Annotated in this window: 14 protein-coding genes; 6 read left to right on the forward strand and 8 right to left on the reverse strand. The window is 73.8% G+C overall.

Translation table 11 applies throughout. The features are described from left to right. Positions 1 to 54 precede the first annotated feature (54 nt). Together ACH4PY_RS02370 and ACH4PY_RS02375 are read right to left on the reverse strand one after the other, a co-directional pair. Positions 55 to 642 carry a TetR/AcrR family transcriptional regulator gene (locus ACH4PY_RS02370; protein ID WP_398175011.1) on the reverse strand — a complete coding sequence of 196 codons (588 nt, stop codon included), beginning with the start codon at positions 640 to 642 and terminating at the stop codon, positions 55 to 57. Beyond that, on the reverse strand, positions 639 to 2,165 hold the full coding sequence (locus ACH4PY_RS02375; protein ID WP_398175014.1) for a 3-hydroxyacyl-CoA dehydrogenase: 1,527 nt from the start codon (positions 2,163 to 2,165) through the stop codon (positions 639 to 641). The genes ACH4PY_RS02370 and ACH4PY_RS02375 overlap by 4 nt, the downstream gene beginning before the upstream one ends. A gap of 257 nt (positions 2,166 to 2,422) precedes the next feature. On the opposite strand from ACH4PY_RS02375, the gene paaN reads away from it, so the two are divergent. Further along, positions 2,423 to 4,105 carry a phenylacetic acid degradation protein PaaN gene (gene paaN / locus ACH4PY_RS02380; RefSeq protein WP_398175017.1) on the forward strand — a complete coding sequence of 561 codons (1,683 nt, stop codon included), beginning with the start codon at positions 2,423 to 2,425 and terminating at the stop codon, positions 4,103 to 4,105. 63 nt (positions 4,106 to 4,168) lie between these two features. Here paaN and ACH4PY_RS02385 read toward each other — a convergent pair whose 3' ends face one another. The 3 genes from ACH4PY_RS02385 to ACH4PY_RS02395 form a co-directional block, all read right to left on the reverse strand. Beyond that, entirely contained in the window at positions 4,169 to 4,969 is an 801-nt protein-coding gene (locus ACH4PY_RS02385; protein ID WP_398175020.1) for a TrmH family RNA methyltransferase, read from the reverse strand. A 95-nt stretch (positions 4,970 to 5,064) separates the two neighbouring features. Next, positions 5,065 to 6,468 (reverse strand): HTTM domain-containing protein, encoded by a 1,404-nt coding sequence (locus tag ACH4PY_RS02390; RefSeq protein ID WP_398175023.1) that lies wholly within the window; start codon positions 6,466 to 6,468, stop codon positions 5,065 to 5,067. Further along, entirely contained in the window at positions 6,465 to 7,130 is a 666-nt protein-coding gene (locus tag ACH4PY_RS02395; RefSeq protein WP_398175026.1) for a DUF5819 family protein, read from the reverse strand. Before ACH4PY_RS02395 ends, ACH4PY_RS02390 begins: the two co-directional genes overlap by 4 nt. A gap of 217 nt (positions 7,131 to 7,347) precedes the next feature. On the opposite strand from ACH4PY_RS02395, the gene paaA reads away from it, so the two are divergent. The 5 genes from paaA to ACH4PY_RS02420 are packed head-to-tail and all read left to right on the forward strand — an operon-like array spanning position 7,348 to position 11,064. Then, positions 7,348 to 8,445: a 1,2-phenylacetyl-CoA epoxidase subunit PaaA gene (gene paaA, locus ACH4PY_RS02400; RefSeq protein WP_398175029.1), complete on the forward strand. Its 1,098-nt coding sequence runs from the start codon at positions 7,348 to 7,350 to the stop codon at positions 8,443 to 8,445. Continuing rightward, entirely contained in the window at positions 8,442 to 8,744 is a 303-nt protein-coding gene (gene paaB / locus ACH4PY_RS02405; RefSeq protein ID WP_398175032.1) for a 1,2-phenylacetyl-CoA epoxidase subunit PaaB, read from the forward strand. The genes paaA and paaB overlap by 4 nt, the downstream gene beginning before the upstream one ends. Continuing rightward, positions 8,741 to 9,493, forward strand: a complete 753-nt coding sequence (paaC, locus tag ACH4PY_RS02410; RefSeq protein WP_398175035.1) for a 1,2-phenylacetyl-CoA epoxidase subunit PaaC — start codon at positions 8,741 to 8,743, stop codon at positions 9,491 to 9,493. The genes paaB and paaC overlap by 4 nt, the downstream gene beginning before the upstream one ends. After that, complete coding sequence (paaD, locus tag ACH4PY_RS02415) at positions 9,487 to 10,005, forward strand: 1,2-phenylacetyl-CoA epoxidase subunit PaaD (RefSeq protein ID WP_398175038.1); 519 nt, start codon at positions 9,487 to 9,489, stop codon at positions 10,003 to 10,005. The genes paaC and paaD overlap by 7 nt, the downstream gene beginning before the upstream one ends. Beyond that, positions 10,006 to 11,064, forward strand: coding sequence for a 2Fe-2S iron-sulfur cluster-binding protein (locus ACH4PY_RS02420; protein ID WP_398175041.1), 1,059 nt, complete (start codon positions 10,006 to 10,008; stop codon positions 11,062 to 11,064). Between the two features lie 95 nt (positions 11,065 to 11,159). Here the strand turns inward: ACH4PY_RS02420 and ACH4PY_RS02425 are convergent, their stop codons facing one another. The 3 genes from ACH4PY_RS02425 to ACH4PY_RS02435 form a co-directional block, all read right to left on the reverse strand. Further along, positions 11,160 to 11,492 carry a rhodanese-like domain-containing protein gene (locus tag ACH4PY_RS02425; RefSeq protein ID WP_398175044.1) on the reverse strand — a complete coding sequence of 111 codons (333 nt, stop codon included), beginning with the start codon at positions 11,490 to 11,492 and terminating at the stop codon, positions 11,160 to 11,162. A 60-nt stretch (positions 11,493 to 11,552) separates the two neighbouring features. Then, positions 11,553 to 12,395, reverse strand: coding sequence for a hypothetical protein (locus ACH4PY_RS02430; protein WP_398175047.1), 843 nt, complete (start codon positions 12,393 to 12,395; stop codon positions 11,553 to 11,555). A gap of 97 nt (positions 12,396 to 12,492) precedes the next feature. Beyond that, complete coding sequence (locus ACH4PY_RS02435; RefSeq protein WP_398175051.1) at positions 12,493 to 13,911, reverse strand: DUF2252 domain-containing protein; 1,419 nt, start codon at positions 13,909 to 13,911, stop codon at positions 12,493 to 12,495. Positions 13,912 to 13,949: the final 38 nt, after the last annotated feature.

Below are 13,949 nucleotides of genomic sequence, written 5' to 3' on the forward strand. Positions count from 1 at the left end.
GCCTTCGCCCGTTCGGGTGACGCGGGGCGAGGCCAGGTGCCCTGCGTCCGCCTCCTACGCGCGCAGCCCGTCGAAGGCCAGCCGCACCACGGCGTCGGCGACCTGCTCCCGGTCCAGCGCGCCCTTGGCGGCCGGCCGGTACCACTCGGCTATGGAGTTGATCATCCCGAAGAGCAGCCTGGTCGCCAGCCGCGCCTCCACGTCCGTCCGCAGGTCCCCCTCCGCCACCGCGGCCTTGAGCAGCTCCGCGACCCGCTGGTCGAACTCCCGGCGGCGCTTCATGGCCCAGCGCTCCGTCGTGGTGTTGCCGCGCACCCGCAGCAGCAGCGTCACATAGGGGAGTTCGTCCATCAGGACCACGGCCGTGCGCCGGATGACGAACTCCAGCTGCCGCACCGCGGCACCCTCCCGCGCCGCGGGCTCCTCCAGGATGCCGAAGAGCGCGTCGAGCGCGCGCCCCACCGCCCGGTGGAGCAGCTCCTCCTTGCCGCGCACATGGTGGTAGATGGAGGACTTGGAGATCCCGGCCACGCGGGAGAGGTCCTCCATGGACGTGCCGTCGTAACCGCGCTCGTTGAAGACCTCCACGGCCACGGCGAGCAGCGAGTCCGGCGTATAGGTGTCGCGCTTCGGCATGGTCATGAGGAGATCACATCCTGCTCCCGCCACGCGCGCCGCCTCAGCCCCTGGCTGGGCGCGTAGCGCCCGGTGGGGTACACGTCGTGCATCCCCTCCAGCACATCCACCACATAGTGCGCCGAGATACGGTCGCACCATTCCAGCGGGCCCAGCGGGTAGTTGACCCCCAGCCGCATCGCGGTGTCGACGTCCTCGGCGGAGGCCACCTGGCGCGCGACCGCGTCGGCCGCGAGGTCGGCCAGCATGGCGACGGTCCGCGCCACGATCAGGCCGGGAGCGCTGTTGACGACGCTGACCTCCTTGCCGAGCGCCTGGAAGAGGCCCACCGCGTGCGCCACCGCGTCCGCGTGCACCCCCGGTTCGGGTGCCAGCGCGATCCGGGTGGCGGCCCGGTAGTCGGCCGCGAGGTCGAAGCTGATCTCAGGTTCGTCGCTCTCCCGGCCCGCGGCCAGGCGGAGCAGCGTCCCGTCGGGCAGCACGAGGCCGTCGTCACCGCCCTCGGGGTCCTCGGCGACCTCGACACCGGCCTCCCGCAGCATCGGCACCACCTCCCGCGCGGGCCCCAGGCTGCCGCGCACCAGCACCCGGGTCGGCGCCAGGGCGGGTTCGGCGGTGTGCGGCTGGTGTCCGGGATCCGCGGTGCCGCCGGGGCGGCCGTCCGCCGGATAGGGATACCAGCCGCGGCCGGACTTCCTGCCGAGCCGGCCCGACTCCACCAGGCGGCGCTGGGCCAGCGACGGGGTGAACTTCGGGTCGTGGAAGAAGGCCTCCCAGACCGTACGGGTCACCGCCTCGTTGACGTCCTGGCCGATCAGGTCCATCAGCTCGAAGGGCCCCATGGCGAAGCCGCCGCATTCGCGCAGGACGGCGTCGATGGTCGCCGGGTCCGCGACCCGCTCCTCGTACAGCCGCAGGGCCTCGGCGTAGAAGGGTCGCGCGATGCGGTTGACGATGAAGCCGGGGGTGTCCGTGCAGCGCACCGGTGTCTTGCCCCACGCGGTCGCCGTGTCCGCGGCGCGGGAGACGGCCGCCGGGGAACTCTCCGCACCCGCGACCACCTCGACCAGCGGCAGCAGCGGGGCCGGGTTGAAGAAGTGCATCCCGACCAGCCGGCCCGGCAGCCGCAGCGCACCGCCGATGGCGGTCACCGGCAGCGAGGAGGTGTTGGTCGCCAGCAGGCAGCCGTCTGCGACGACATCCTCCAGGCCCGCGAAGAGCGCCTGCTTAGCGGCCAGGTCCTCGACGGCGGCCTCCACCACGAACGCGGCGTCCGCCAGCTCGGCGGCGCTCTCCACGGGCACGAGCCGCGCCAGCGCCTCCTTGTGCTCGCTCGCGCCGAGCCTGCCCTTGGCGACCAGTCGGTCGAGGCGGCCCGCCACGCCGTCGGCGGCGGCTTCGGCCCGTCCCGGAAGGGCGTCGTGCAGCAGCACCCGGTGGCCGGCGAGCAGCGCGACCTGCGCGATGCCCTGGCCCATGGTGCCGGTGCCGACGACGGCCACGGTGCTGGTGCGGTCGATCCCGGTCACACTGTCCCCTGTTCCCTCTCACGGCGTCCTGCCCGTGCCTGCCCGTCCACGTTCCGCCCCTCCCTGGCCGTCCCCGGCCGTCCCCGGCCGTCCCCGTCCCGGCCCGTCGCGGCGCTCGCGGTGCCCGGTGGCCGGGGGCGCGACGGGCCCGGAGAGTTTTCCACAGGCCCGGGACGGCCGCCTTGTCCCGACCGACCATTCGGTTAATCTAGCTGTGTCGCCCTCACTCCGCGCAGCTCGACGAGGAGTTGGTCCCATTGTCCGCCGGTCTCTCCCCCCAGTCCCTGGCAGAACGCCACCGCGCCACCCTCGACACGGCGCTGGACACGATCAGGACGCGCGGCTTCTGGTCGCCCTACCCCGAGCACCCCAAGGCGTACGGGGACGCCGAGGAGGGCAAGGCCGCGTTCGACGCGCTGCTCGGCAGGCCCTTCCCGTTCGCGGCGGAGCAGCCGGGCACGGACGAGTGGACGGGCGGCGAGCGCTCGCCGTACGGCGTGGAGCTGGGCGTGAGCTATCCGCACCCCGACCCGGACGTCCTGCTGCCCGCGATGCGCGCGGCGATGCCCGCCTGGCGGGAGGCCGGACCGGAGACCCGGGCACTGGTCTGCCTGGAGATCCTGGCCAGGATCAACGCGCGGACCCACGAGATGGCCCACGCCGTCATGCACACCTCCGGCCAGGCCTTCACGATGGCCTTCCAGGCCGGTGGCCCGCACGCCCAGGACCGCGGTCTGGAAGCGGTGGCCTACGCGTACGCCGAACAGGTCCGCGTGCCCGGCACCGCCGAGTGGGTGAAGCCGCAGGGCAAACGCGATCCGCTGGAGCTGCGGAAGTCCTTCACCGCGGTGCCGCGCGGCGTCGGCCTGGTCATCGGCTGCAACACCTTCCCGACCTGGAACGGCTACCCGGGTCTCTTCGCCTCGCTGGCCACCGGCAACGCGGTGCTGGTCAAGCCCCATCCGCAGGCCGTGCTGCCGCTCGCGCTGACGGTGTCCGCCGCCCGTGACGTACTGGCCGAGGCGGGCTTCTCCCCCGACCTGGTGTGCCTGGCCGTCGAGCGCCCCGGCGAGGGCCTGGCCAAGACGCTGGCGCTGCGCCCCGAGATCCGCATCGTCGACTACACCGGTTCGACCGCCTTCGGCGACTGGCTGGAGGCCAACGCCCGGCAGGCGCTGGTCTTCACCGAGAAGGCCGGCGTCAACACGGTGGTCGTCGACTCCACCGACGACTACCGCGGCATGCTCGCCAACCTGGCCTTCTCGCTGTCCCTCTACAGCGGCCAGATGTGCACGACGCCGCAGAATCTGCTGATCCCCAGGCACGGCATCGGCACCGAGGCCGGACCGCGGACGTACGACGAGGTGGTCGCCGACCTCGCCGCCGCCGTGGAGAAGCTGCTCGGTGACGACGCGCGGGCCAACGCGCTGCTCGGCGCCCTGGTCAACCCGGAGGTCAGGGCCCGGGTGGAGGCCGCCCCCGGCATGGGCGAAGTGGCGCTCGCCTCCCGGGAGGTCGTCCACCCCGACTTCCCCGACGCGGTGGTCCGCACCCCGGCCCTGGTCCGGCTGGACGCGGCCAAGCCCGACAGCGAGGCCCTCTTCACCGCCGAGTGCTTCGGCCCGGTCGCGTTCGCCGTCGCCGTCGACTCCACCGACGAGGCGCTGAAGCTGCTGCGCCGCACCGTCCGCGACCACGGCGCCATGACGGTCGGCGGCTACACGACCTCGCCCGAGGTCGAACGGCGGCTGGAGGAGGTGTGCTTCGAGGAGTGCGCCCAGCTGTCGCTCAACCTGACCGGCGGGGTGTACGTGAACCAGACGGCCGCCTTCTCCGACCTGCACGGCTCCGGCGGCAATCCCGCGGCCAACGCGGCCCTGTGCGACGCGGCCTTCGTTGCGGGCCGCTTCCGGACGGTGGAGGTGCGCAGGCCCGCCTGAGCCGCGCCAGGCCGGAGCCGGGGCGCGCCGCCCGCCCGAGCCCCGCCCGAGCCCCGCCGGTGCTCAGGAGCGGCCTGGCACCCGCTCGGAAGCCGAGGTGGCCGCCCAGTGGTAGAGGGCCATGCCGACGCTGGTGGCGAGGTTGTAGCTGGACACCTGCGGGCGCATCGGCAGCGCCACCAGCGCGGTGGCGCGGGCCCGCAGTTCCTCGGACACCCCGTGCCGCTCCGAGCCGAAGACGATCAGCGCGTCGTCCGGCAGCTCGGCGGCCCGGATGTCCTCGCCCTCCGGGTCGAGGACGTGCAGCGGTCCCGGCGGCAGCCCCTCCGGGCCGGTGCGGGTCACCGCGGTCGCGTAGTGGAGTCCGGCGCCGGCGCGTACGGCGTTGGGGTGCCAGGGGTCCAGGTCGCCCGTGGTGACCACGCCCGTCACCCCGAAACCGGCGGCGAGCCGGACGACGGCGCCGACGTTGCCGAGGTTGCGGGGCCGGTCGAGGACGACGACGGGCGCGCGCCGGGGCAGCGCGGTCAGCGCCGCGGTACGGCGCGCGGGGTCGGGGGCGGCGGCGAGGGCGGCCACCGCGGTGGGGTGGACCCTGGCGACCAGGCCGCGCAGCTCGGCGGCCGGGATCTCGGTCACGCACGCCCTGAGGGCGGCCGTCAGGTCGGGCGCGAGGTCGGCGGCGAGCCGCAGCACGGCCTCCTTGTCGCTGCTGACCGCGACGAGGACGTCGGCGCCGAAGCGCAGCGCGTGCTTGAGGGCGTGGAAGCCGTCGAGCAGCACCGCGTCCGCGGTGTGCTCGTGCCAGCGGATCACGGCGGACCGCTCCCCGGACAGCCGGATCGCGGCCTGCTCGTCGCTCATGGCGCCCAGCCTACGGCCGGACGCCGAGCCGCCCCGGCCGCCCGGTGTGGTCCGGGAGGCCGGGGCGGCTCGGGAAGGGACGGGCCCCGGGGGCCTCAGGTCAGGTCGGTCACCGGCTCGGCCACCGGTGTGCCGCCCGCGGGGACGTCGTCGGCCTGCCTGCTGCCCGGGATCGCGGCCGCCTCGCGCGGACCGGGGGACAGCCGCAGCAGCCGGGCCACGTGCTGGCCGATCCAGCGCAGGAAGTTGGTGGGCAGGAAGACGGAGTCGGCGGCGATCATCGCCAGCGAGAAGATGGGCAGCCCGAGCACGATCGCGATCGACGCGTGCTCCAGCATCATCGCCCCCAGCAACACGTTCTTCACCTTGCGGTTGAAGAGGGTGAAGGGGAAGGCGACCTGCACGATGACGGTGCCGTAGGTAATCAGCATGACCATCAGCGAGTTGCCCGCCAGCGCGTGCGAGAGCGAGGGCCACGGCGTGAAGTCGTCCAGGTGGAGCGGGTAGTAGAGCGCGGTGCCGTCCTCCCACCGGCTGCCCTGGATCTTGTACCAGCCGGCCGTGGAGTAGATCAGGCAGACCTCCACGACGATCACCAGCATGGCGCCGTTGTGGATGACGTTGGCCATGATGTCGAGCACCGAGCGCGGCTCGCCGGGCGCGTAGCGGCGCACCGCCCACCACAGCGCCTGGACCAGCAGGCCCGCCCACAGGGCCACCTTCCACTCGGTGGAGAGCTTGCCCATCGACGTGGCGAGGACCAGGCCCGCGGCCAGCAGCACCCACAGCCCGACGCCCACGGGGTCGCTCCCGGTGCGCGCGGGCAGCAGGTCGGCGGAGAGTTCGGGCTCCACCGCGCCCCGCGCCCCGGCCCTGGCCGCGGCCCGGTCGGCGAGCCTGCGGTCGACCGACCAGACCTGGCCGCAGCGGGTGAAGACCAGGTAGATGGCCATGAGGTGGACGACGTTGTCGCCGCCGTCGCCCATGAAGACGCTGCGGTTCTGCAGCGACAGCACGCCGATCATGAAGAGCACGGACGCGGTCCTGGTGCGCCAGCCGACCAGCAGCATGGCGCTGCTGACGATCGCCACCGCGTAGACCAGCTCGAACCAGCCGCGGCTGTCGCTCCACATCAGCGCGGTGAAGGCGTGGTTGCCGGCGATCAGCCGCTTGGCGAGGTCGAAGCTCCACGGGCTGTCGGGGCCGTACAGCTCCGAGCGGTGCGGGAATTCGCGCAGCAGGAAGAGCAGCCAGGTCAGCGCGAAGCCGATCCGGACGATCGCGACCTGGTAGGGACCGAGGGCGGAGCCGGTGACCTTGGCCAGGCCCTGGGCGATACCGCGGTCGACGGCCGCGCCGAGCCCGGCGAAGGGCGAGGGCACGGGCGCGTCGTCCTTGCCGGGAGCGTCGGCCGCGACGTGGCTGCCACCGGCACCGGTACCGGCACCGGGGGCGTCGGGAGCGGCGGATCCTGCGGGGGTGCGGGGGTCGTCGCTCACGAGGCCTTCTCCTGCCCGGCAGGGGCCGTGGGGAGGACCCACCACGGCAGTTCACGGTAAGTGGTCGTGGCGCTGGGGGCCTGGCCGCTCCAGTCCGGCTTGGCGACCGGGGTGACCGCCGCCCGGGCCTGGATGCGGACGACCGTCCCGCCGTCGAGGTGCGTGCCGAGGCGCTCGGAGATGATGTTGCGCAGGTAGGTGTCGCTCAGGTCGCTGCCGTTGCCCGAGGTCGGCTGGTTCTGGTCGTTGTGGGTGTCGGTGTAGTAGCCCCAGGCGCGCCGCAGCTCGTTCTGGTCGGTGTGGCTGGGGATCGGGTTGTGCCGCATGGCCGCCACGTCCTGCGCCGTCAGGTCCACCCATCCGGTGGTCTGGGTGCTGCCGTCCGGCTTGCGGACCTCCGCCCTGGCCTGCACATGATTGTTCTGCTGGACCGGGTCGGGCGCGAACAGCTTCCAGTTCTGCTCGAACTCGGGATAGATGTAGTCGCTCACCGCCGCGGCGTGCTGGGTGTTGAGCGTGTTCGACGGCGAGACGTGCAGGAACACCATGCCGAGGTGGAAGAGCGCTCCCACGGCGACGACGCCGACGGTCACCGCCACCGTTATTCGTGCGGGCAGCGACAACGTCGCCACCTGGGGCGTCGACCCCTCCGCTGACTCCATCGTCTCTCCGCTCTCATGTCGTCGCACCAGGCGCGCTCATGCCGGGCAGCACGCTACCGATCCCGAAGTCCGGCGGTGACCTTACCGAGTTATCCACAGGTGACGGAATGCCTTGACACCCCCATGACCGGCCATCGACCATGGAACGGACCGAACGATCGGTCGGTGGTGCATCCGGGAGAGCAGGACAGGGCATCCGCGCGAAGGAGGCGTCCGCATGACGACCACGGCGACGACGACGGGCACGGCCGCGCCCCGGGCGACCGGACCGACCGGGGCGACCGCGCAGGCGGCCGCCGCAGAGGACGTCAGAGCGCTCACTGAGGCCTTCGACGCGGCGGTGGCCGACGAGGTGCGGATCGAGCCGCGCGACTGGATGCCGGACGCCTACCGGGACACGCTGGTCCGCCAGATGGCGCAACACGCCCACTCGGAAATCATCGGCATGCAGCCCGAGGCCAACTGGATCACCCGCGCCCCCTCGCTGCGCCGCAAAGCGATACTGATGGCCAAGGTCCAGGACGAGGCGGGCCACGGCCTCTATCTCTACAGCGCGACCGAGACCCTGGGCGTCAGCCGCGACGACCTGCTGGACAAACTGCACGCGGGCCGCCAGCGGTATTCCTCGATCTTCAACTACCCCACGCTCACCTGGGCGGACGTCGGAGCCATCGGCTGGCTGGTGGACGGCGCCGCGATCACCAACCAGGTGCCGCTGTGCCGCTGCTCCTACGGCCCCTACGCGCGGGCGATGGTGCGCATCTGCAAGGAGGAGTCCTTCCACCAGCGGCAGGGGTACGAGCTGCTGCTCGCCCTCAGCCGCGGCACCCCCGAGCAGCACGCCATGGCGCAGGACGCGGTGAACCGCTGGTGGTGGCCCTCGCTGATGATGTTCGGCCCGCCCGACGACGAGTCGGCGCATTCCGCCCAGTCGATGGCCTGGCGGATCAAGCGCCATTCCAACGACGAGCTGCGGCGCCGCTTCGTGGACATATGCGTCCCGCAGGCGGAGATCCTCGGCCTGACGTTTCCCGACCCCGACCTGCGGTGGAACGAGGAGCGCGGCGGCTACGACCACGGGCCGATCGACTGGACGGAGTTCCGCGAGGTGCTGCGGGGCAACGGTCCGTGCAACCGCGAGCGGCTGGAGCGCCGCCGGTCGGCCCACGAGAAGGGCGCCTGGGTGCGGCAGGCGGCGGCCGCCTACGCCGCCAAGCACGCCCCCGGACCGGAGGGCGCGGACGGGCAGGGGCGTACGAACGGGCAGCGGCAGCAGGAACAGCAGGAGCAGCAGCGGCAGGAGGAGGACGCATGAGCGGGCAGCAGCAGCCGGGCGGCGAGTGGCCGCTGTGGGAGGTCTTCGTCCGCAGCCGGCGCGGGCTCAGCCACACCCACGCGGGCAGCCTGCACGCCCCGGACGCCGAGATGGCCCTGCGCAACGCGCGGGATCTCTACACCCGGCGGGCGGAGGGCGTGTCGATCTGGGTGGTGCCGTCCGCGGCGGTCACCGCCTCCTCCCCCGACGAGAAGGACGCGTTCTTCGAGCCCGCCGCCGACAAGCCGTACCGCCACCCGACGTTCTACGCGATCCCCGAGGGGGTGAAGCACCTGTGAACGCGCCCGTGACCCCGCCGACCACCGCGCCGGGCCCGTCGGCCACCGCGTCCGCCGCCCTGGCCCTGGGCGACGACGCCCTCGTGCTCGCCCAGCGGCTGGGGGAGTGGGCCGGGAACGCCCCTGTCCTGGAGGAGGACGTCGCCCTCACCAACATCGCCCTGGACCTCCTCGGCCAGGCCCGCACCCTGCTCTCCCTGACCGGCGACGAGGACGAACTGGCCTTCGGCCGCGAGGCCCACCGGTTCCGCAACGTCCAGCTGGTGGAGCGCCCCAACGGCGACTTCGCCGACACCATCGCCCGCCAGCTCTTCTTCTCGGTCTACCAGGAGCTGCTGTACGGCGCGCTCGCCGGCGGCGACGGCGAGCTGGCGCCGCTGGCCGCCAAGGCGGTCAAGGAGGTCGCCTACCACCGCGACCACGCCGAGCAGTGGACGCTGCGGCTCGGCGACGGGACGGAGGAGAGCCACCGCAGGATGCAGCGCGCCCTGGAGGAGCTGTGGCCGTACACCGCGGAGCTGTTCGACCCGCTGGACGGGCTCACGGTGGAGCTGCCCGCGCTCCGCGGGCCCTGGCTTGAGCGGATCGGAGCGGTCCTGGAGCGGGCGACCCTCGCCCTGCCGCAGGGCAGCGACCGCACGGCATGGTCGGCGGGCGGCGGACGGCAGGGCGTCCACACCGAGGCCTTCGGGCGCCTGCTGGCCGAGATGCAGTATCTGCACCGCGCCCACCCGGGGGCGTCATGGTGAGCGACAGCCCGCTGGAGCGGGAGCTGCTGCGGCTGGTCGGCGAGGTCCCGGATCCGGAGCTGCCGGTGGTCTCGCTCGCCGACCTGGGGGTGCTGCGCGGCGTGGAGGTCACCGGACCGGGCCGGGTCGAGGTGGAGCTGACCCCGACGTGGACGGGCTGCCCGGCGCTGGACACGATGGCGGCCGACATCACCCGGGTGCTCACCGAGCACGGCATGTCCGACGTGGAGGTCCGCACCGTGCTGGCGCCCGCCTGGACGACCGACGCGATCAGCGCCGAGGGCCGCCGCAAGCTCGCCGAGCACGGCGTCGCGCCACCGCGGCCGGGGGCCGGTCCGGGCGCGGGCGCGGGCGAGCGGGGCACGCCCGTCGCCGTCGACCTGGCGGTGCGCTGCCCGCACTGCGGCTCCACCGAGACGGTGCTGCTGAGCCGCTTCTCGTCCACGGCGTGCAAGGCGCTGCGCCGCTGCGAGTCGTGCGGCGAGCCGTTCGACCACTTCAAGGAGGTGTGAATGTTCCATCCGCTGCGGGTGGCCGAGGTCAGCCCGCTCACCGACGACTCGGTGACCCTCACGTTCGAGGTCCCCGAGGAGCTGCGCGGGGCGTATCGCTACGCGCCCGGCCAGCACATCGCGATCCGCCGCAGGGTGGACGGCGCGGAGATCCGCCGCACCTACTCGCTGTGCGACCCGGTGGCCGCGGGCCCCGACCCGGGGCCGCGGCGGCTGCGGGTGGGGGTGCGGCTGGTGGAGACGGGCGAGTTCTCGACGTACGCGTTCAAGGAGCTGGCGCCCGGGGACGTCCTGGACGTCATGACGCCCGCTGGCCGGTTCGTCCTGGAGCCGCGGCCGGGCCGCTTCGCCGCGGTCGTCGGCGGCAGCGGCATCACCCCGGTGCTGTCGCAGGCCGCGACACTGCTGGCGCGCGAGCCCCGGGCGCGGTTCTGCCTGGTCCGCAGCGACCGTTCGGCGGCCTCCACGATGTTCCTGGACGAGGTGGCCGAGCTGAAGGACCGCTGGCCGGACCGCTTCCAGCTGGTCTCCGCGCTCTCCCGGGAGGAGCAGCAGACGGGACTGCCGACCGGGCGGCTGGACACCGACCGCCTGACGGCGCTGCTGCCCGCGCTGCTGCCCGTCGCGGAGGTGGACGGCTGGTATCTGTGCGGTCCGCTCGGCCTCGTCGGCGCGGCCGAGCGCGCGCTGCGCGGGCTCGGCGTGCCCCGCTCGCGGGTCCACCAGGAGATCTTCCATGTGGACGAGCCGCCCGCGCCCGGCGCCGCCGCGGCGATACCCGGCGGCGGCACGGTCCGGGCGACGCTGGACGGCCGGGCGGGCAGCTGGCGCTCGCAGGCCGGGGAGAGCGTGCTGGAGACGGTGCTGCGCAACCGGCCGGACGCCCCGTTCGCCTGCAAGGGCGGGGTGTGCGGGACGTGCCGGAGCCGGCTGGTGTCCGGCGAGGTACGGATGGACCGCAACTTCGCGCTGGAGCCGGAGGAGACGGAGGCGGGCTACGTACTGGCCTGCCAGTCGCACCCGCTCACCCCCGAGGTCGAGGTCGACTTCGACGCCTGACCGGCGGACGGATCGCATCGGCCGGGCCACGGTCCGCGGACCGGCCGTCCGTGGGACACGCCGGACGCGGGGCGAGCCGGACCCGGGGCGGGCCGTCAGACCACGAAGCCCGCGGCGCCGTCGCCGGTGACGACCGGGCGGCCCGCGGCCTCCCAGTCGAGCATGCCGCCGCTGACGTTCACCGCGTCCCGACCCTGGGCGATCAGGTACTGCGTGACCTGGGCCGACCGGCCGCCGACCCGGCAGACGACATGGAGCGGGGCGCCCTCGGGCACCTCGTCGATCCGGGCGACGACCTCGCCCATGGGGATGTGGACGGCGCCTTCGGCGTGGCCCGCCGCCCATTCGTCGTCCTCACGGACGTCGAGCAGGACGGCGCCGGCCGGTACGGCGGCGGCATCCACCGAGGGCAGCTGCGAACGGAACATCGGGTCGGCCTCCTGGGGCGCGGGAGAACGCGGTGACGCGTGGGCTCCCGCAAAGCTACCTCAGCCGCTGGCGGGGTCCTGGACGAGTTCGGCGAGCCTGGCCTCGCGCTGGGCGACCTGGCCGAGAAGCTGCTCGGCGATCTCGTTGAGCAGCGCGTCCGGGTCCTCGGGCGAGAGCCGCATCATCTGGCCGATCGCGCTCTCGTCCAGCTCGGTGACCATGGCGGCCAGCATCTCCTTGCGCTCGGCCAGCCACTCCAGCCGGGCGTAGAGCACCTCCGCCTCGCCGGGCAGGTCCGCGAGCGGTACGGGCCCGGCCTCCCACTCCTCGGCCAGGGCCTGGAGCGCGTCCTCGTCCGCGTAGGCGTAGGCCTCGTTGACGCGGGCGATGAAGGCGCTGCGCCGCTCCTTCTCCTCCTCGTCGTCCTGCGCGAGGTCGGGGTGGGCCTTGCGGACCAGCTCGCGGTAGAGGCGCTGGGCCTCCTTGCCGGGGCGGACCCGGCGCGGCGGGTTGGGATCCTCCACCGGGCGCACCCCGTCCGAGCCGAGCAGCCCGCCGAACAGCTCCTCCACACCAGGCATGGGCATGACGAGGGCACGAGCCTCCCAGGCCCGCTCGATGTCCGCCCGGTCCCCGCTGTGGGCCGCGACCGCCTCCGCGATCAGCGCATCCAGCTCGTCCAGGCGCGCGTACATCGGGCCGAGCCGCTGGTGGTGCAGCCGCGAGAAGTTCTCCACCTCGACCCGGAAGGTCTCCACGGCGATCTCGAACTCGATCAGCGCCTGCTCGGCCGCACGCACCGCCTTCGCCAGCCGCTCCTGCCCTGCCGACGCGGGCGCGGCACCGGGCACGGCGGCAGGGCCGGACGCGGCGGCGGACTCGGTTCCGAAGGTGTTCGTCACCCGGACAGCCTAGGCCCTGTCCCGCCGAACGCGCCGAAAGCGCCGGGCGGGCACGGCCCCGCGCCCCGCCCCGGCCCGGCACCGCGCACAACCGGGCTCAGCCCTCCGTCTCCGCGGCCAGCCGCCCGCTGCGGACAGCCGCGAGCAGGTCGGCGTGGTCGGCCTCGGTCCGGTCGGCGTAGGCCACCGCGAAGGCCGCCACCGCGTCGTCCAGTTCCTCGTTCTTGCCGCAGTAACCGGCCACCGCGCGCGGATCCGCGCTGTGCGCGTGCGCCCTGGCCAGCAGCGCACCGGTCATCCGGGCGTAGTCGTCCAGCAGCCCGGGAGGCAACGTCGCGGGGTCCACGCTGCCCTTCCGGTTCCGGAACTGCCGCACCTGGTACGGCACACCGGCCACGTCCGTCCAGCCGAGCAGCAGGTCGCTGACGACCTGCATCCGCTTCTGGCCGAGCACGACCCGTCGCCCCTCGTGCCCCGCGGGTTCCGCGGCGAAACCGGCCTTCGCCAGGTGCGGCAGCAGCGCCGAGGCGCGGGCCTCCTTGACCTGGAGCACCAGCGGCTCCCCCAGATGGTCCAGCAGCAGCACCACGTACGACTTGGTCCCCACGCTGCCGGTGCCTACCACCCGGAAGGCGACGTCGTGCACGGCGTAGCGGGCGAGCAGCGGCAGCCGGTCCTCGCCGACCGTGCGCAGGTAGCCGTCCAGTGCGCCCGCGACGGCCGCGGCCTCCGCGTCCGGTATCCGCCGCAGCACCGGCGGGGCGTCGGTGAAGCGCCGCGCGCCCCCGTCCAGCGTCTCGGTGGAGCGCGCCGCGAACTTCGCGCTGGTGTTGCGCCGGGCCTTCGCGGAGACCTGCTCCAGCGTCCCGGCCAGGTCGTGGGCCCCGGCGTGCGCGACCAGCCGCTCGTCGGCGATGGCGTTCCACGCCTCGTGCACCGGGAGCTTGGCCAGCAACCGCATCGTCCGCCGGTAGGCGCCCACCGCGTCGTACGCCGCCGCCCGGCAGACGTCCTCGGCCGCGCCCGCCTCGCGTCCGGCCAGCACCAACGACACCGCGAGCCGCAGCACGTCCCACTCCCAGGGGCCGCGCGCGGTCTCGTCGAAGTCGTTGATGTCCATCACCAGGCCGCCGCGGGCGTCGCCGTAGAGGCCGAAGTTCGCCGCGTGCGCGTCGCCGCATATCTGGGCGGCGAGACCGGTCACCGGCCGGTCGGCGAGGTCGGCGGCCATGAGCCCGGCGGAACCGCGCAGGAAGGCGAACGGGCTCGCCGCCATCCGCCCCACGCGCAGCGGCACCAGCTCGGGTATCCGCCCGGCGTTGGACTCCTCGACGGCGGCGACGGCGGCCGCGCCGCCCCCGGCGCCCGCGCTCTCCCGCTCCCGCCACGTCCACAGCTCGGGCCGTCCGAAGACGTCCCGCGGCACGCTCTCCCGCAGCGCCTTGCCCTGCTGTTTCGCCGACCGCTCGTGCGGCCAGCGCGCGAACCCCGCCACATGCGGCACCCGTGCGTGCACCGAACAACTCCCCCCAGCCGCCCGCGTCAGCGGACATC

The organism is Streptomyces sp. NPDC021224 (genome assembly GCF_044332905.1).
Lineage (GTDB): Bacteria > Actinomycetota > Actinomycetes > Streptomycetales > Streptomycetaceae > Actinacidiphila.

What these genes read in the sequence shown, in the direction of transcription:
- ACH4PY_RS02385 (WP_398175020.1), bottom strand. Translation starts at nt 4,969, where the DNA reads ATGAGCGACGAGCAGGCCGCGATCCGGCTGTCCGGGGAGCGGTCCGCC.
- paaA (WP_398175029.1), top strand. Translation starts at nt 7,348, where the DNA reads ATGACGACCACGGCGACGACGACGGGCACGGCCGCGCCCCGGGCGACC.
- paaD (WP_398175038.1), top strand. Translation starts at nt 9,487, where the DNA reads ATGGTGAGCGACAGCCCGCTGGAGCGGGAGCTGCTGCGGCTGGTCGGC.
- ACH4PY_RS02370 (WP_398175011.1), bottom strand. Translation starts at nt 642, where the DNA reads ATGACCATGCCGAAGCGCGACACCTATACGCCGGACTCGCTGCTCGCC.
- ACH4PY_RS02425 (WP_398175044.1), bottom strand. Translation starts at nt 11,492, where the DNA reads ATGTTCCGTTCGCAGCTGCCCTCGGTGGATGCCGCCGCCGTACCGGCC.
- ACH4PY_RS02420 (WP_398175041.1), top strand. Translation starts at nt 10,006, where the DNA reads ATGTTCCATCCGCTGCGGGTGGCCGAGGTCAGCCCGCTCACCGACGAC.
- paaB (WP_398175032.1), top strand. Translation starts at nt 8,442, where the DNA reads ATGAGCGGGCAGCAGCAGCCGGGCGGCGAGTGGCCGCTGTGGGAGGTC.
- ACH4PY_RS02395 (WP_398175026.1), bottom strand. Translation starts at nt 7,130, where the DNA reads ATGGAGTCAGCGGAGGGGTCGACGCCCCAGGTGGCGACGTTGTCGCTG.